17 protein-coding genes are annotated in these 16,695 nt (G+C 50.3%); 7 read left to right on the top strand and 10 right to left on the bottom strand.

Going from position 1 to position 16,695, the window contains the following annotated elements; genetic code table 11:
- Positions 1-123: 123 nt before the first annotated feature.
- The 8 genes from fabF to yceD all read right to left on the bottom strand — a co-directional run bounded on the left by fabF (position 124) and on the right by yceD (position 6,300).
- Positions 124-1,365 carry a beta-ketoacyl-ACP synthase II gene (gene fabF / locus EDF78_RS04235; RefSeq protein WP_119826478.1) on the bottom strand — a complete coding sequence of 414 codons (1,242 nt, stop codon included), beginning with the start codon at positions 1,363-1,365 and terminating at the stop codon, positions 124-126.
- A gap of 101 nt (positions 1,366-1,466) precedes the next feature.
- On the bottom strand, positions 1,467-1,703 hold the full coding sequence (acpP, locus tag EDF78_RS04240; protein WP_015690190.1) for an acyl carrier protein: 237 nt from the start codon (positions 1,701-1,703) through the stop codon (positions 1,467-1,469).
- A gap of 153 nt (positions 1,704-1,856) precedes the next feature.
- Entirely contained in the window at positions 1,857-2,591 is a 735-nt protein-coding gene (gene fabG, locus EDF78_RS04245; protein ID WP_095921340.1) for a 3-oxoacyl-ACP reductase FabG, read from the bottom strand.
- Between the two features lie 13 nt (positions 2,592-2,604).
- Entirely contained in the window at positions 2,605-3,534 is a 930-nt protein-coding gene (fabD, locus tag EDF78_RS04250; RefSeq protein WP_133822642.1) for an ACP S-malonyltransferase, read from the bottom strand.
- 18 nt (positions 3,535-3,552) lie between these two features.
- Complete coding sequence (locus tag EDF78_RS04255) at positions 3,553-4,506, bottom strand: beta-ketoacyl-ACP synthase III (RefSeq protein WP_095921338.1); 954 nt, start codon at positions 4,504-4,506, stop codon at positions 3,553-3,555.
- 6 nt (positions 4,507-4,512) lie between these two features.
- Positions 4,513-5,547 (bottom strand): phosphate acyltransferase PlsX, encoded by a 1,035-nt coding sequence (plsX, locus tag EDF78_RS04260; protein ID WP_095921337.1) that lies wholly within the window; start codon positions 5,545-5,547, stop codon positions 4,513-4,515.
- A 48-nt stretch (positions 5,548-5,595) separates the two neighbouring features.
- The gene (gene rpmF / locus EDF78_RS04265) at positions 5,596-5,763 is read right to left on the bottom strand and encodes a 50S ribosomal protein L32 (protein ID WP_013576249.1); all 168 of its coding nucleotides are present in this window, start codon (positions 5,761-5,763) and stop codon (positions 5,596-5,598) included.
- Between the two features lie 12 nt (positions 5,764-5,775).
- Positions 5,776-6,300, bottom strand: coding sequence for a 23S rRNA accumulation protein YceD (gene yceD / locus EDF78_RS04270; RefSeq protein ID WP_013576250.1), 525 nt, complete (start codon positions 6,298-6,300; stop codon positions 5,776-5,778).
- Positions 6,301-6,442: 142 nt separating this feature from the next.
- On the opposite strand from yceD, the gene EDF78_RS04275 reads away from it, so the two are divergent.
- A complete protein-coding gene (locus EDF78_RS04275) occupies positions 6,443-7,045 on the top strand; it encodes a nucleoside triphosphate pyrophosphatase (RefSeq protein WP_133822643.1) in 603 nt (200 codons plus the stop codon).
- A gap of 54 nt (positions 7,046-7,099) precedes the next feature.
- Here EDF78_RS04275 and rluC read toward each other — a convergent pair whose 3' ends face one another.
- Complete coding sequence (gene rluC, locus EDF78_RS04280) at positions 7,100-8,062, bottom strand: 23S rRNA pseudouridine(955/2504/2580) synthase RluC (protein WP_131692575.1); 963 nt, start codon at positions 8,060-8,062, stop codon at positions 7,100-7,102.
- A gap of 600 nt (positions 8,063-8,662) precedes the next feature.
- On the opposite strand from rluC, the gene rne reads away from it, so the two are divergent.
- Positions 8,663-11,962 carry a ribonuclease E gene (gene rne / locus EDF78_RS04290; RefSeq protein WP_133822644.1) on the top strand — a complete coding sequence of 1,100 codons (3,300 nt, stop codon included), beginning with the start codon at positions 8,663-8,665 and terminating at the stop codon, positions 11,960-11,962.
- Positions 11,963-12,035: 73 nt separating this feature from the next.
- Here rne and EDF78_RS04295 read toward each other — a convergent pair whose 3' ends face one another.
- Positions 12,036-12,323, bottom strand: a complete 288-nt coding sequence (locus tag EDF78_RS04295) for a putative quinol monooxygenase (protein ID WP_095921333.1) — start codon at positions 12,321-12,323, stop codon at positions 12,036-12,038.
- Positions 12,324-12,546: 223 nt separating this feature from the next.
- Here EDF78_RS04295 and pyrC point away from each other — a divergent pair, with 223 nt between their 5' ends.
- From pyrC to EDF78_RS04320, 5 genes are all read left to right on the top strand, one after another.
- Complete coding sequence (gene pyrC, locus EDF78_RS04300; protein WP_095921332.1) at positions 12,547-13,596, top strand: dihydroorotase; 1,050 nt, start codon at positions 12,547-12,549, stop codon at positions 13,594-13,596.
- Positions 13,597-13,678: 82 nt separating this feature from the next.
- Positions 13,679-13,933: a DNA damage-inducible protein I gene (gene dinI / locus EDF78_RS04305; RefSeq protein ID WP_013576257.1), complete on the top strand. Its 255-nt coding sequence runs from the start codon at positions 13,679-13,681 to the stop codon at positions 13,931-13,933.
- 347 nt (positions 13,934-14,280) lie between these two features.
- Positions 14,281-14,535, top strand: coding sequence for a biofilm formation regulator BssS (gene bssS, locus EDF78_RS04310; protein WP_013576258.1), 255 nt, complete (start codon positions 14,281-14,283; stop codon positions 14,533-14,535).
- 144 nt (positions 14,536-14,679) lie between these two features.
- Positions 14,680-15,795: an N-methyl-L-tryptophan oxidase gene (gene solA, locus EDF78_RS04315; RefSeq protein WP_133822645.1), complete on the top strand. Its 1,116-nt coding sequence runs from the start codon at positions 14,680-14,682 to the stop codon at positions 15,793-15,795.
- A gap of 202 nt (positions 15,796-15,997) precedes the next feature.
- Positions 15,998-16,666 carry a LuxR C-terminal-related transcriptional regulator gene (locus EDF78_RS04320; protein WP_095921330.1) on the top strand — a complete coding sequence of 223 codons (669 nt, stop codon included), beginning with the start codon at positions 15,998-16,000 and terminating at the stop codon, positions 16,664-16,666.
- Positions 16,667-16,695: the final 29 nt, after the last annotated feature.

Consider the following 16,695-nt stretch of genomic DNA (forward strand, 5'->3'; position numbering starts at 1 on the left):
AGATCTTCAGACAGCAGAGCCTGCGTGAGCGCGACTGTTGCATCAAGTAGAGCATTCTTACTTTAGGTTCAGACAGCAAAAAGGCCCGATTAACGGGCCTTCACATACAAAGACTTTGCTGAATCAAATCTTACGGAATACCAGCGAACCATTGGTGCCGCCGAAACCGAAGGAGTTACACAGCGAATACTGCATGTCTTTCACCTGGCGTGCTTCGTGAGGCACGAAATCCAGATCACAACCTTCATCCGGATTGTCCAGATTGATGGTCGGCGGTACCGACTGATCGCGTAATGCCAGCAGGGTAAAGATAGACTCTACTGCACCCGCCGCGCCTAACAGATGGCCGGTCATCGACTTGGTCGAACTGACCATGACTTTCTGCGCATCAGCCCCAAAGACAGACTTAACCGCCTGCGTTTCTGCTTTGTCGCCTGCTGACGTCGAGGTGCCATGTGCGTTGATGTAACCAATCTGCGCCGCCGAAACACCGGCGTCACGCAACGCATTTTCCATCGCCAGTGCCGCACCCGCGCCATCTTCCGGCGGTGAGGTCATATGGAAGGCATCACTGCTCATACCAAAACCGACGATTTCAGCATAAATTTTTGCACCGCGTTTACGGGCATGTTCGTACTCTTCCAGCACCATAATGCCTGCGCCGTCACCCAGTACGAAACCATCACGATCTTTATCCCACGGACGGCTTGCCGCCTGAGGATTGTCATTACGCGTCGAAAGCGCGCGCGCGGCACCAAATCCACCCACACCCAGCGGGGTACTGGCTTTTTCTGCGCCGCCTGCCAGCATCACGTCGGCATCGTTATACGCGATGATGCGTGCTGCATGACCAATATTGTGCACACCAGAAGTACAGGCTGTAGCAATAGAAATACTCGGCCCACGCAACCCGAACATGATACTCAGATGACCTGCAATCATGTTGACGATAGTTGAGGGAACGAAGAAAGGACTTATTTTGCGTGGTCCGCCGTTAACCAATGAGGTATGGTTTTCTTCAATCAGACCAAGTCCGCCGATACCGGAACCGATCGCCGCACCAATGCGTGTCGCGTTCTCAGCAGTCACTTCAAGCCCGGAGTCTTGCATCGCCTGAATACCGGCAGTAATACCATACTGAATAAAGGCATCCATCTTGCGGGCATCTTTGCGCGGGATGAAGTCTTCACAGTTAAAATCTTTTACTAAGCCAGCAAAACGCGTTGCGTAGGCACTAGTATCAAAATGGTCGATCAGGCTGATGCCACTCTGACCGGCAAGGAGAGCGTTCCAAGTGGACTCTACAGTATTGCCGACAGGAGACAGCATGCCCAGTCCAGTCACTACAACTCGACGCTTAGACACGTGTGTCCTCCAGGGAGGGAAAAAAGTAGTAATACCGTGGGATAAAAAAAACTTAGGCGGTCAAATGACCGCCTAACTATCTAAACTTAAAGCATGTACGCTTACTGTTGGCTAGCGTTGATAAAATCAATAGCTGCCTGAACAGTAGTGATTTTTTCAGCTTCTTCGTCAGGGATCTCGGTATCAAACTCTTCTTCCAGAGCCATAACCAGCTCAACGGTGTCGAGAGAATCAGCGCCAAGGTCGTCTACGAAAGAGGCAGCATTCACTACTTCTTCCTGTTTAACACCCAGCTGTTCAACGATGATTTTCTTAACGCGTTCTTCGATAGTGCTCATACTCTTAAATTTCCTATCAAAACTCGCTTTCGCGATGGTTTTCGTAGTGTATAAAATGTTGAAAAAGATGCAACTAAATCCAGGCTGGTCAAACCACGAATTTGCTCTATTTTGCGGTTTTTACCGCAAAAAACGCAAATAATTTCGTAATTTTTAAATCATGTACATGCCGCCATTGACATGTAATGTTTCACCCGTGATGTAGCTGGCCTCGTCAGAGGCTAAAAAAGCAACGGCGCTGGCAATTTCTTTGGCATCGCCCAACCGGTTGGCTGGAACTGATGACAAAATGCCTGCGCGTTGATCATCTGTCAACGCCCTTGTCATATCCGTCTCAATAAAGCCGGGAGCGACGACGTTGACAGTAATGCCACGTGAAGCGACTTCACGTGCCAAAGACTTACTAAAACCAATCAAGCCAGCTTTAGCCGCCGCGTAGTTCGCCTGCCCTGCGTTACCCATGGTGCCAACAACGGAACCAATTGTAATAATCCGTCCACACCGTTTCTTCATCATAGCCCGCATGACAGCTTTTGACAGCCGAAACACTGAAGTCAGGTTCGTGTCCAGGATATCCTGCCACTCATCATCCTTCATTCGCATGAGAAGGTTATCACGGGTAATGCCGGCATTATTAACTAAAATATCAATTTCGCCAAATTCAGCTCGAATCGTCGCCAATACTTGCTCAATAGATGCAGAATCAACCACATTGAGCATGATACCTTTGCCATTATCGCCTAAATATTCGCCGATCGCTTCAGCACCTTTCTCGCTGGTCGCGGTGCCGATCACTTTCGCGCCGCCAGCAACCAGTTTCTCTGCGATTGCGCGGCCAATACCACGGCTGGCACCGGTAACCAGTGCAATTTTGCCTTCGAAGCTCATACTCATCCTCTTATTACTGCTCAAGCGCCGCTGCCAGACTTGCCGTGTCGTTCACAGCGGCAGCCGTCAGGGTGTCAACAATACGTTTAGTCAGACCGGTCAGAACTTTGCCCGGCCCCACTTCTAACAGGTGCTCAACGCCTTGTGCTGCCATGAATTCGACAGACTCAGTCCAGCGAACCGGGCTGTACAGCTGACGAACCAGCGCACTGCGGATAGCTTCAGGAGACGTTTCGATTTTCACGTCAACGTTATTCACAACAGAATACTGTGGTGCGCTGAAGGTGACATTTTCGAGTGCCACTGCCATTTTTTCAGCGGCAGGTTTCATCAGTGCGCAGTGTGACGGCACACTGACCGGCAGAGGCAGTGCACGTTTTGCGCCCGCTTCTTTACAGGCAGCGCCCGCACGCTCTACGGCTTCTTTATTACCCGCGATCACAACCTGACCTGGCGAGTTGAAGTTCACCGGAGAAACCACCTGACCTTGTGCAGATTCTTCACAGGCTTTGGCAATCGCATCATTATCCAGACCGATGATCGCATACATTGCGCCAGTGCCCGCCGGAACGGCTTCCTGCATCAGTTTACCGCGCAGTTCAACCAGGGAAATTGCCTGTTTGAAATCCAGTACACCCGCACACACCAGAGCAGAATACTCACCCAGGCTGTGGCCTGCCATCAGAACAGGCTGAGTGCCGTTCTGTTGCTGCCATACGCGCCAGATAGCAACGGAAGCGGCCAGCAATGCAGGCTGCGTCTGCCAGGTTTTATTCAGTTCTTCAGCAGGTCCCTGTTGCACCAGCTGCCATAAATCGTACCCCAGCGCCGAAGAAGCCTCGGCAAATGTTTCTTCAACCACCGGATGCGCAACGGCTAAATCAGCCAGCATACCGAGTGTCTGAGAACCCTGACCAGGGAAAACAACTGCAATTTTTGTCATTTTTATCATCCTGTTAAATCAAAAACGTACCAGCGCCGAGCCCCAGGTAAAGCCACCGCCAAATGCTTCGAGCAACACTAATTGCCCGCGCTGAATTCTGCCATCACGTACCGCTTCGTCAAATGCTGCAGGCACAGAAGCCGCAGAGGTGTTGCCATGACGATCGAGGGTGACCACGACTTTCTCCATCCCCATGCCCAGCTTTTTCGCTGTCGCACTGATGATGCGCAGGTTCGCCTGATGCGGAACCAGCCAGTCCAGTTCGGAACGGTCGAGATTGTTTGCTGTCAGGGTTTCATCAACAATGTGCGCCAGTTCAGTCACAGCGACTTTGAAGACTTCATTCCCAGCCATGGTGACATAGGCAGGTTTTTCCGGCTCTGACTGGCTTGGATAGGCCAGTGTCAGCAGGTTGCCATAATGACCATCGGCATGCATATGTGTGGAGATGATACCTTGCTCTTCAGACGCGCCGAGCAGTACCGCACCCGCACCATCACCAAAGAGGATCACCGTACCGCGATCTTCAGGATCGAGTTTACGGGACAGCACATCAGAACCGATCACCAGTGCGTATTTCACGGCACCGTTTTTAATGTATTGATCGGCAACGCTCAGTGCATAGGTAAAACCTGCACATGCGGCCGCCAGATCGAACGCTGCGGAATCCTTGATGCCCAGCATATTCTGCACCTGGCAGGCTGAACTCGGGAATGCATGTGAAGATGAGGTTGTTGCAACAATGATCAAACCCACGTCGCTTGCGCTGACGCCGGCCATTTCCAGTGCTTTTTCTGCAGCGTGCAGGCCCATTGTGGCCACAGTCTCATCCGGTGCAGCGATACGACGCTCACGAATACCTGTACGCGTGACAATCCACTCGTCGGAGGTATCCACCATTTTTTCTAAGTCGGCATTAGTCCGAACTTGCACGGGCAAATAGCTCCCCGTACCGAGAATCTTTGTATACATGTACGATCAGTCACTCTTGGGTAATACAGCTTCAAGGCGCGCGGCAATCCGCTGAGGGACCTGCCGCTGCACCGCCTGCACAGCCTGTTCGATAGCAACAGCAAACGCACGCTGGTTTGCTCCGCCGTGGCTTTTAATAACGATGCCCCGTAATCCTAACAAACATGCGCCATTATACTGGTCGGGGTTGAGATGGCTAAAACGCTTTAGCAATTTCTTCTGTAAAATCCGACCTAACCATTTCAGCCACCAGGCCTTCTTGCCACCCTCTCCTGAGGATTTTAACAGTGACAAAAACATCCTTATTACGCCTTCCATGGTCTTGAGCGTCACGTTTCCTACAAAACCGTCACATACCATCACATCCGTTTTACCGGTCAGAAGGTCATTGCCTTCAAGATAGCCGATATAGTTGATTAATGCGGTATTTTTTAAAATCGCGGCGGCTTCGCGGATATTATCCAGCCCTTTACTTTCCTCTTCACCGATGTTGAGCAAGGCCACACGGGGGGTCGATATCCCCACCACCTGTTCGGCCATGACAGCGCCCATCACAGCAAACTGGACCAGCATCCTGCTGTCACACTCAACATTGGCACCCAGATCCAGCACCACTGTTTTACTGCGTTGCTGGTTGGGTAATACGCTCATCAACGCTGGCCGTTCTATGCCTTCAAGAGGCCTGACGACCAGTTTGGCTAATCCCATTAACGCGCCGGTATTTCCTGCGCTGACACACGCCTGTGCGTCACCACTTTTGATCAGTTCCAACGCCACACGCATCGAGCTTCCTTTACTGGCTCTTATAGCTTGCGACGCGCGCATGTCGCTGGCTATAACAGATTCAGCAGGAATTATCCGAATTCGTTCTGTTAAAGAAGGATCGGCTTTGGCTAAGAAAGGTGTGATTGCGTCGGGATCGCCGACCAGAAGGAGGTCTAATTCAGAATTAGAGATCAGTGCCTGCAATGAAGCAGGCACTGTGACGGAAGGACCGAAATCCCCGCCCATTACATCTAACGCGATGGTTAGACGAGTCAAGGTATCGCCTTGCCAGCACTTATCACGTGAATAAGTAGCAGGCAAATATCAGCCGATAACCTTGCGACCGCGGTAGAAACCGTCGGCAGTGATGTGGTGACGCAGGTGAGTTTCACCAGAAGTCTTGTCCACAGACAGAGTGGAAGTGGTCAGAGCGTCATGTGAACGACGCATGCCACGTTTAGAACGGGTTGGTTTATTCTGTTGTACGGCCATGGACCTTACTCCTTAAGTACTTTTCTTTAAACTCGCTAATACGGCAAATGGATTTGGTTTCTCCGCCTCTTCAGGCAGTTTGCCGAATACCATGTCCGCTTCGGACACTTCACAGTGTTCAGATTCATGTACCGGAACGACAGGCAGTGAAAGAATAATTTCGTCTTCAATCATTGCCAGCAAATCGACTTCGCCAAAATCATCGACTTCGATCGGCTCGTACGCTTCCGGTAATGCCTCAGCCTGTTCATCATTCTGGACAGGGCTAAAACAATACGTTGTGTGAACCTGATGTTCAAACGTCTTACCGCATCTCTGGCATTCCAGAGTCACAGCAACATCGGAGTGGCCGGTAATCACAGCCAGGCGCTGATTGTCGATATTAAACGACAAAGAGGTTTGTATATCAGAATCCACACTGACCACTGATTGGGCAACACGCGTAACCTGATCGGCAGTATAGACACCTGTATAGTCTAAACGCTTCTGGGCTGTGCGAACCGCATCAAGGGTCAGGGGTAATTTTACTTTTTGCATAGGGCGCGCATATTAACTTTGTAACGACAGAGAGTCAAAGAAAAAGGCCTCAAAACCGCACCTTTCACCAATATTCGCTTCCGCAGCGGCCAACAGTTTAAAATGTGCGATTCAATAACGCTACGCTTTGTGAAAAAAAATTATGTCAGCACACCCTAAAAAACTTCTTCTGGCGTCAACATCGCGCTACCGCAAGGCCCTGCTTGATAAAACGGGTCTGGTATTTTCCTGCGCGGCTCCCGACATTGATGAGTCACCGCAGCCTGATGAACAACCTGATGCGCTGGTAAAACGCCTGGCTTTTGCCAAAGCCAGCGTGCTGGCGGTGGCCTGCCCTGAACATCTGATTATAGGTTCTGATCAGGTCTGTGTTATTAACGGAAAAATAACCGGTAAGCCGCACACATTTGATAACGCCTTTCGCCAGCTTCGTGCTGCCAGCGGCAAAACCGTGACGTTTTATACCGGCCTGAGCCTGTATAACAGCGAGACACAAACCGCACAGACATTATGCGAAACGTTCGACGTATCATTCCGCCCGTTATCTGATGATGAAATAACGGGATATCTGCATCGTGAGCAGCCTTATGACTGCGCAGGAAGTTTTAAATGCGAAGGACTGGGGATCACACTTTTCGACCGCCTGACAGGACGCGACCCGAATACGCTCATCGGGTTGCCGCTGATTGCCCTGCTCTCCTTACTGCGCGAACACGGCATCAATCCGTTGCTTGAAAGTCGTTAAGTGCGAGGCATAAAAAAAGGCGCAACCAGTGCGCCTCTTTATAAGCTGATCTTTTTAACGAGCAGTTGCTTTGCCGCGTAAAATTTTCAGGCAGTTACGAAGTTTGGCATCCATAGGAGCCTCAATGCGCATGGTTTCACCGCTAGCCGGATGTTCAAAACGCAGCGCAGCTGCATGCAGGAAAAGTCGATTCAGCCCGGTTCCGGACAGTTTTGCATCGAAATCACGCTCACCATAACGGTCATCAAACGCAATCGGATGGCCAGCGTGCAACGCATGTACGCGGATCTGATGCGTTCTGCCGGTCACCGGGCTGGCTTTCACCAGCGTGGCAAACTCATAGCGTTCTTCAATTTTAAAGCGCGTTTCAGAAGGTTTACCTTCCGCATTAACCCGAACGACCCGCTCGCCGCTTTGCAAAATATTCTTCAGCAAAGGCGCCTGAATCACTTTGCAGTGCGACGGCCATTCACCACGGACCAGCGCCAGATAATCCTTCTGCATGCTCTTTATCCGCAATTGCTCATGCAGGGAGCGCAGTGCTGAACGCTTTTTAGCGACCAGTAAAACACCGGAAGTATCACGGTCCAGACGGTGTACCAGTTCCAGGAAGCGTGCTTCCGGACGAAGCGCCCGCAGCCCTTCAATGACACCGAAACTTAATCCGCTGCCGCCATGCACAGCGGTGCCGGACGGTTTGTTGAGGATCAGCAAATGATCGTCTTCATATAAGATGCAATCAGCCAGCGCAGCGACTTTATCCAGTTTGGCAGATACCGGTGCTTCATCACGCTCAGCCACGCGAACAGGCGGCACACGCACTTCATCACCGGCCAGTAATTTGTATTCCGGTTTAATTCTTTTCTTATTGACCCGCACTTCACCCTTACGCACGATGCGATAGATCATGCTCTTCGGCACGCCCTTTAGGATTTTTAATAAGAAGTTGTCGATACGCTGACCGGCTTCATCTTCAGAAATGGGGATTAATTGTACAGTTGGATTCTCAGTTTTCATGGCTCGCGATTCTAAATATCCGGCACGGTTCGCGCCACTGATTTTTATGTGCTTAACTCTTACTTTACCAGTAACAGCCGAGGAAAACCTTCCCACACCCCCTGTTTTTTAAGAAAGCTCAGGTTCAGACAATGCGGCACATCTCTCATTGAGGTAAATATCTTACCTGCTTGGGAAAAGTCACCTTGCTATCACAGTGCCTGCAATGGAATAATGAAGTCACTTTCGGCGTTGTTTCTCTTAAGTTAGGGAAAACGCAGGAATTATAGATTTGCCTGATCGCACAAAAACGCAGCAATGGCGTAAGACGTAATGTGAAATCAAGCAATTAGCGGGCTGCGGGTTGCAGCTTGGCCGGCATACGGAATGAGATCTGTTAACGTAAATTCAGAAGCTATTCCCCTAATAAAAGTGCTGCTTTCACAACGCTGGTGCCTTTAATACAGCAAAAGCAGACTTACCGAAATAATGCGCCCCTATGCAAGCGACAGCCGTGAGGTTGACGATTTGCGAGAAGACTCGGGGCCAACGGTTTACCCGGTCATGAGGTCATTTTGCCCGCAGCTCTGTCAATAATGGAATAATAATGAGTAAGTTAAGATGAAAAGAATGTTGATTAACGCGACTCAGCAAGAAGAGTTGCGCGTTGCCCTTGTAGATGGACAGCGGCTGTATGATTTGGATATTGAAAGTCCGGGCCATGAGCAGAAAAAAGCGAACATTTACAAAGGTAAAATCACCCGCATTGAACCCAGTCTGGAAGCGGCATTCGTAGATTACGGCGCGGAACGACATGGTTTCCTCCCTCTGAAAGAAATTTCCCGCGAATATTTCCCTGCCAATTATTCTTCTCATGGCCGCCCGAACATCAAAGATGTCTTGCGCGAAGGTCAGGAAGTCATTGTTCAGGTAGATAAAGAAGAGCGTGGAAATAAAGGCGCAGCACTGACGACGTTTATCAGTCTGGCCGGTAGTTATCTGGTTCTGATGCCAAACAATCCACGCGCTGGGGGAATTTCCCGCCGTATTGAAGGCGACGACCGCACTGAACTGAAAGAAGCATTGTCTTCCCTGCAACTGCCTGACGGCATGGGTCTGATTGTGCGTACTGCCGGTGTCGGCAAATCTGCCGAAGCCCTGCAGTGGGACCTGACTTTCCGCCTCAAACATTGGGATGCGATCAAAAAAGCCGCTGAAGGCCGCCCTGCTCCGTTCCTGATCCACCAGGAAAGTAACGTTATCGTTCGCGCCTTCCGTGACTATCTGCGTCCGGACATCGGCGAAATCCTGATCGATAACCCGAAAATCCTCGACCTGGCAAAAGAACATATCGCCGCGTTGGGCCGTCCTGACTTCAGCAGCAAAATTAAGCCCTACGTCGGCGAAATTCCGCTGTTCAGCCATTACCAGATCGAATCGCAGATTGAATCCGCTTTCCAGCGTGAAGTCCGCCTGCCGTCTGGTGGCTCGATTGTTATCGACAGCACCGAAGCACTGACCGCTATCGACATCAACTCCGCACGCGCCACCCGCGGCGGCGATATCGAAGAAACCGCGTTCAACACCAACCTTGAAGCCGCAGACGAAATTGCCCGTCAGTTACGCCTGCGTGACCTCGGTGGCCTGATTGTTATCGACTTCATCGACATGACCCCCGTTCGCCACCAGCGCGAAGTGGAAAATCGTCTGCGTGATGCCGTTCGCCAGGACCGTGCCCGTATTCAAATCGGTCGCATTTCCCGTTTCGGTTTACTGGAAATGTCCCGTCAGCGCCTCAGCCCGTCACTGGGTGAATCTACGCACCATATCTGCCCGCGTTGTGCAGGTACAGGTACCGTCCGTGACAACGAATCTCTGTCACTGTCGATTCTGCGTCTGATTGAAGAAGAAGCGCTGAAAGAAAACACCAAAGAAGTGCATGCCATCGTTCCGGTGCCTATCGCTTCTTACCTGCTGAACGAAAAACGTGAATCGGTGAATGCCATCGAAAAACGTCAGGGCGGTGTACGTGCAGTGATCGTGCCTAATGATCAGATGCAAACTCCGCACTACCACGTTCTGCGTGTGCGTAAAGGCGAAGAAATCTCTGCACTCAGCTATCTGCTTCCGCAGATCCATGAAGCTGAGATGCTGCAACCTTCTGAAGAATTGCCGGCTGAGCGTCGTCGTCCTGAGCAACCGGCTCTGGCTGCGTTTGCTCTGCAAAGCGAAGCCCCACCGTCAAGCTTTGAAGAACCTGCCGTTACCGACGAGCCAGTGAAAACACGCACCACCACAGTCAATGCTCCGGCAGCCCCTGTGGCAGAGAAATCAGGTTTCGTCAGCCGTCTGCTGAGTGGCCTGAAAAGCTTGTTCGCACCGGAGCCACAGCAGGAAGTGAAACCTGTTGAAGCGCCGAAAGAGACTCAGGAAGCGACAGAAACGGATAACCGTCGTAATAACGAACGCCGTAACCAACGCCGTCAGGGCGGACGTCGTGATCGCAACGGTGAACGTGGCGAACGCAACGATCGCGGCAACCGTGGCGAAGGTCGTGAGAATAATCGTGATAATCGTGGTGAAAGCCGTGATAACCGCGAAAATAATCGCGAACAGCGTGATGATCAGCGTCGTAACCGTCGCAATCAGGAACCTGTTGTGACTGAAACCCGTAGCGAAGAAGTTGAAACTGCCTCTCGTGAAGAGCAGCAGCAACAACCTCGTCGTGAACGTTCACGTCGCCGTTCTGAAGACAAACGTAAACCACAGACTGAAGAGAAGATTCAGGACGTGGCCGTCGTTGAACAAGTGGCAGCGCCAGTTACCGATGAAACGGAACAGGAAGATCGCCAGCCGGCTCAACGCCGTCAGCGCCGTCAGTTATCGCAGAAAATCCGCTTCGAGTCAGAAGAAGTCGATCACGAAGCAGAAGCGGCTGCGCAGTTGCTAATCACCGGCACCCGCCCTGCAGCTGTGGCAGTTGCCATCGCAGAGCAGGAACCGTCTGATGCAGAAGCGGCAAACATTGCCGATAGCGATGAAAACCAGAATGACAACGCCCGTGAAAATGGGATGCCACGTCGTTCACGCCGTTCGCCGCGCCATCTGCGTGTGAGCGGTCAGCGTCGTCGCCGTTATCGTGATGAGCGTTACCCGACACAGTCTCCGATGCCTCTGGCCGGTGCGTTTGTTTCTCCGGAAATGGCATCAGGCAAAGTCTGGATCACCTATCCGGTTGCTCAGTCTTCTGAACAGCAGGTTGCTGAAACTGAGACGGCTGAAGTGCTGACTGAGCAGGTTGATATTGCTCAGGCAAATACGCCGGTAATGGCAGAAATTTCAGAAGTGGCACAACAACCCGCCGCAGAACCTGCGAACGTCGTTGAAGCCGCGCCACAAGAGACGCCAGCAGAAACCGCACCGGTTGATGCAGAGCAGCCTGTAGCCGATGAACCGGTTCTGGTTGAGCCTGAAACCGCTGAGCCTGTTGAAGAAACTCCTGTGGTTCACGTTGCGCCAAAAGCGCACGAGCCTGCAGTGGTGGAACCAACCCCGGTTATCGCTGAACCAGAAGTTCAGGAACCTGCGCCAGTTGTCGCGCCTGAAGTGAACGTTGAACAGCCAGCTGAACCTGTCGCTGAAGTGAAAGCGGCAGAAACTGCGCCGGTCGTGGAAGCGGCACCTGTTGTCGACGCTCCGGCAGTTGTGACTGAAACTGCAGTGGTTGCGCCTCGCTTCAAACATCACGCAACCGCGCCGATGACCAAAGCGCCAGCGCCAGCTTATGTGCAGGAACCTGCGCGTCAAAGTGACTGGATCCGTCCAGACTTCAACTTTGATGGTAAAGGTTCAGCAGGCGGCCATGCAGCCGTTACCACTGCGACAGCACCGGCGACCAAACCTGAGATGCCAGCAGAATAATTGCTGACTCACAGCACTAAAAAACCCGCTTCGGCGGGTTTTTTTATACATGTTATCTCACCAGACGCAGGGTTCAGGCCAGGGTCTTTAAGCGACGAATGGTCAGTTCTTCAAGCTTACCTTCAAGGCTCTTCGCAAAGGTCTGGAAGTGCGTGGTCTTGTTATGCTGATTCAGTGCATCTTCTGAAGCCCAGCGCTCATAGAATACAAAAGTACGGTCGTTATCGAGATCCTGATGCAGCTCATATTGCAGGCAGCCTACTTCCTGTCGGCTGGGTTCAATGACCTCGAGCAACGCTTCTGTCACTTTTGTCTTAAAGTCTGCTTTGGCAACAATAGTGGCAACAACTCTGATTTCCATAATGGTTCTCCTGTTTTTTTGGTCTTGCTTCGGGGCGTACCGGGAAGCACTTCGACTAAAATCTGTTCCCACTATGAACCTTTCGACACATTGATTTCAATACAGACTTTATTTAACAGATGCAACACAACGCTTTTACGCTTATTCTTGTTCCCCGCCGTTAATGCTCCCATTACCGCACCTGATCTCTCTATCTTGTCTCTCAATGCCGGAGTTTTGCCTGATGACCGCCACACCGCAAGTTTTGAAAATCCGCCGCCCAGATGACTGGCATATTCACCTTCGTGACGATGACATGCTCAGTACGGTGTTACCTTTCACCAGTGAAGTCTTCGGTCGCGCGATTGTCATGCCGAACCTGACGCCACCTGTGACCACGGTCGCAGCAGCCCTCGCCTACCGCGAACGCATTATGGCCGCGCTGCCTGCCGGGCATAACTTCACACCGTTGCTGACCTGTTATCTGACGGATTCTCTGGATCCGGATGAAATTGCCCGTGGCTTTGAACAGGGCGTATTTACGGCAGCAAAGCTGTATCCGGCGAATGCGACCACTAACTCGCAGCATGGCGTTTCCGATGTCAAAACGATTTATCCGGTGCTTGAGCGCATGCAGAAAATCGGTATGCCTTTGCTGATCCACGGTGAAGTCACACACAGCCATGTTGATATTTTTGATCGTGAAGCCCGTTTCATTGATGAAGTGATGGATCCGGTCCGTCGCCAGTTCCCGGAACTCAAAGTGGTCTTCGAACACATCACCACGAAAGAAGCCGCGCAGTATGTGCTTTCCGGCAATCAATATCTCGGCGCAACCATCACACCCCAGCACCTGATGTTCAACCGCAACCACATGCTGGTGGGCGGTGTGCGTCCGCATCTGTTCTGCCTGCCGATCCTGAAAAGAAACATACATCAGGAAGCGTTGCGTGATGTTATCGCCAGCGGCGCAGATCGTTTCTTCCTCGGTACCGATTCCGCCCCGCATACCAAAGGCCGTAAGGAATCCAGCTGTGGCTGTGCGGGTTGTTTTAATGCGCCCCTGGCGCTGTCGGCCTATGCGACGGTATTTGAAGAGATGAATGCCCTGCAGCATTTCGAAGCCTTCTGTTCCCTGAATGGCCCGCGTTTCTATGGATTGCCGCTGAACGAGGATTTCATTGAACTGACCCGCACACCAGTGACACAGCCTGAAGAAATTGCCCTTGGCGACGAGTCAGTGGTGCCCTTCCTCGCCGGTCAGACGCTGAACTGGAAAGTGACATCGATGTAAATTCGATTTCTCTTCATCTGCTTATTGCGCCCGACATGATTTGACTGTATAAATATACAGTCAAATCTATTCAGGAGGTCCTATGCGTGTTGAAGTCACAATCGATAAAACCAAGCCTCTGCCTGCCGGCGCACTCGACGCGTTATCGGGTGAATTGAGTAAAAGAATTAACAAACAGTTTTCCGACCGTGAAAATAAAATTCAGGTCCGCTATGCCGGGGCAAATAGCTTGTCGGTACTGGGCGGTGCAAAAACGGATCGCGACCTTATTGAAGAAATTCTCCAGGAAACCTGGGAAAGCGCAGATGACTGGTTTTCGAATCAGAATGATGAATAACTCTATGAAATTTCTGAAAAGCTATTCATTTACTTCACCCTATTTATAATAATCAGGTTTATTAAAACCACGCCGCAAGGCTATTTCTGTATTTCACCGGGCGTCGCAGTCCGGTTTTTTATTCCTCATTACTGCATAAAAAACAGCCATCATAAAAATAAAATTTCGCTTAATCTTAGGATTATTCTGGCGGATAAATAACCGCTACAAATTATTTACAATTAAATACCCTCAAACCCCTCCCTAAAATGATTTAACTGTTTATACTGAAAAAGCTCACCTGATAATGAGCCGCATTGATCCTCAGATAGTCACTCACGACAGTCACTACAATATAAGGGGTCTATATGGACAGAAATGATGAAGTTATTCAGACACACCCGCTTGTTGGTTGGGATATCAGTACCGTCGACTCTTATGACGCCATGATGATACGTCTTCATTACCTGTCTTCAAAAGACCAGACACCCGAGGATGCTCAGGTAGACAGAACCTTATGGTTAACTACCGACGTTGCGCGGCAACTGATTAACATTCTTGAGGCCGGCATCGAAAAGATCGAATCGAATGAGTACGAATACAGTGATCACCGAAAACACTAATCTTTACCTCCCTGCCTGAGGCACCAGCGATCTCATCCTGGTGCCTTTTTCTTTGCTTCTGCCCTGCTTGCCTTCCCCGCCTGAAACTCTCTATCATGCCCGTAGCCAGTTTGTTAAAAATCTCACCACAGGAACGTTTGAATTATGGATTACGATCTCATTATCGTAGGCAGCGGTTCGGTCGGGTCAGCGGCAGGCTACTACGCCACCCGCGCCGGATTAAAAGTATTGATGATAGACAGCGCAATGCCACCGCATCAGTCAGGCAGCCATCATGGTGAAACCCGTCTTATCCGCCACGCCTACGGCGAAGGTGCGCGCTATGTGCCGATGCTGTTAAGGGCGCAAACCCTCTGGAATGAGCTGGCAGAATTAAGTGGCGATAAGATATTTCATCGCAGCGGCGTGCTCAATATCGGCCCTGAACATTCTGAATTCATTGGCAATGTGAAACACAGTGCAGAAACTTACCAGCTGAATACGCAATCGCTCAGCGCGGCGGAAATCCGAGAAAAATGGCCGCTGTTTACGGTGCCGGACGGTTACTGTGGGGTTTACGAGCCGGAATCAGGCTATCTGCAAAGTGAAATAGCGATCACTGCCTATATCCGTCTGGCACGCGAAGCGGGTTGTGCGCAATTGTTTAATTGCCCGGTTGAAAGCATCAGCTGGCCGGAGGGCGGCGTTGAAGTATCAACCCTCGACGGCGTTTACCGTGCAGCTAAGCTGGTTGTCACCGCTGGCACCTGGGTAACCAAACTCCTGCCTGAGTTGCCGGTCAGACCGTTACGTAAAGTCTTTGCCTGGTTCCATGCCGATGGCCGCTACAGTGAAGAAAACCACTTTCCCGCTTTTACACTGGAAACTCAGCAGGGCGATCAGTACTACGGTTTCCCCTCAGTGAAGGATGAATTAAAGCTCGGAAAACATAATGGCGGCCAATGGATAACGGAACCCGAACAGCGTAAACCTTTTGCCAGTGTCGCTCAGGATGGCACCGAGTCCTTTAATTTCTTCCGTCATTTCCTGCCGGGCGTGGGGGTGAGTTTACGCGGTGCATCATGCACTTATGATATGACATCCGACGAGGATTTCATTATTGATACCCTGCCGCAGCGGGAAAATACGCTGGTCATTTCAGGATTAAGCGGGCATGGTTTTAAATTTGCCAGCGTATTAGGTGAAATCGTTACTCACTTCGGTAACAATCATCCTATTCCCTTCGATCTTAAACCTTTCGCTCTTTCCCGCTTCAGTTAATGTAAGAATGTTTCAGCCCTCGTGAATATTTAACGAGGGTTGTCATTATATTTCAGAGAGGGCAATTTTCTAATTTCACTTTGAACAAGATCAATAGACTGGTTTTTCCGAATTGACAGCATTATAGAAAAAAAATATGCTAGACGCAGAAATCACAGGAGTGGTTTCCATCGCGTAATGATACGCATGACAAGGACGTGATATGAAACTTTGTATAATCGAACCCTGTGGTTTTACCCGTCTCGGAATGTTCTCTTATCTTGTTGAGAATAATAGCATTGATCTGATTGATACTGTGAATATTTCTCAATCACTGAATATTATTCCTGAGTTCCAACCAGATATCATTCTAGTGAATATGACAACGCATTGTCATAATGCGGAATTATCTGAAGAGTTAAAAGCATTCTTTGAGTTCCGCCATAATGCGCGGATATATTGTTATATTGATGCTAATTATCCTGATTGCGATACACCGATTTCTGTCACCCGCGAAGTTTTTATTCTTAACAAACAATCACTGACGGCATTATTGCAAGAGATAGCATTAGACCCCGAATCGTTTACACCGATAAATAACTTTTCCATCCCGAAAACGGTATTCAGTGATCAGGAAATTCTGGTGATGTGTTACTGGATGTCGGAAATGCCGAACTACCGCATCGCCCGAAAATTGAATATCAGCAGCCGTACGGTGTATGTACATAAGCGTCATCTGGCGCAAAAAATCAAAGTCCGTAATCGTCTGGAATTCTGTTTTATTTACAACCTGATCAAGTACATGTTCTGGCCGATTGATGATATTTCTGCCACGCCGATCAGCCGTCAGATCAAAGACGATTTACAGCAGATATACAAATCCTTTAGCTGATACTTCACTGAATATGCCCTGCTTAGCGG

Source organism: Rahnella sp. BIGb0236, assembly GCF_004364755.1.
GTDB lineage: Bacteria > Pseudomonadota > Gammaproteobacteria > Enterobacterales > Enterobacteriaceae > Rahnella > Rahnella victoriana.

Excerpts from the sequence above, each read along its gene's own strand:
- dinI (WP_013576257.1), top strand. The coding sequence starts at position 13,679 with ATGCGTGTTGAAGTCACAATCGATAAAACCAAGCCTCTGCCTGCCGGC.
- EDF78_RS04320 (WP_095921330.1), top strand. The coding sequence starts at position 15,998 with ATGAAACTTTGTATAATCGAACCCTGTGGTTTTACCCGTCTCGGAATG.
- rpmF (WP_013576249.1), bottom strand. The coding sequence starts at position 5,763 with ATGGCCGTACAACAGAATAAACCAACCCGTTCTAAACGTGGCATGCGT.
- acpP (WP_015690190.1), bottom strand. The coding sequence starts at position 1,703 with ATGAGCACTATCGAAGAACGCGTTAAGAAAATCATCGTTGAACAGCTG.
- rne (WP_133822644.1), top strand. The coding sequence starts at position 8,663 with ATGAAAAGAATGTTGATTAACGCGACTCAGCAAGAAGAGTTGCGCGTT.
- EDF78_RS04295 (WP_095921333.1), bottom strand. The coding sequence starts at position 12,323 with ATGGAAATCAGAGTTGTTGCCACTATTGTTGCCAAAGCAGACTTTAAG.
- pyrC (WP_095921332.1), top strand. The coding sequence starts at position 12,547 with ATGACCGCCACACCGCAAGTTTTGAAAATCCGCCGCCCAGATGACTGG.
- yceD (WP_013576250.1), bottom strand. The coding sequence starts at position 6,300 with ATGCAAAAAGTAAAATTACCCCTGACCCTTGATGCGGTTCGCACAGCC.
- EDF78_RS04255 (WP_095921338.1), bottom strand. The coding sequence starts at position 4,506 with ATGTATACAAAGATTCTCGGTACGGGGAGCTATTTGCCCGTGCAAGTT.
- bssS (WP_013576258.1), top strand. The coding sequence starts at position 14,281 with ATGGACAGAAATGATGAAGTTATTCAGACACACCCGCTTGTTGGTTGG.
- rluC (WP_131692575.1), bottom strand. The coding sequence starts at position 8,062 with ATGAAAACTGAGAATCCAACTGTACAATTAATCCCCATTTCTGAAGAT.
- fabD (WP_133822642.1), bottom strand. The coding sequence starts at position 3,534 with ATGACAAAAATTGCAGTTGTTTTCCCTGGTCAGGGTTCTCAGACACTC.
- solA (WP_133822645.1), top strand. The coding sequence starts at position 14,680 with ATGGATTACGATCTCATTATCGTAGGCAGCGGTTCGGTCGGGTCAGCG.
- EDF78_RS04275 (WP_133822643.1), top strand. The coding sequence starts at position 6,443 with ATGTCAGCACACCCTAAAAAACTTCTTCTGGCGTCAACATCGCGCTAC.
- fabG (WP_095921340.1), bottom strand. The coding sequence starts at position 2,591 with ATGAGCTTCGAAGGCAAAATTGCACTGGTTACCGGTGCCAGCCGTGGT.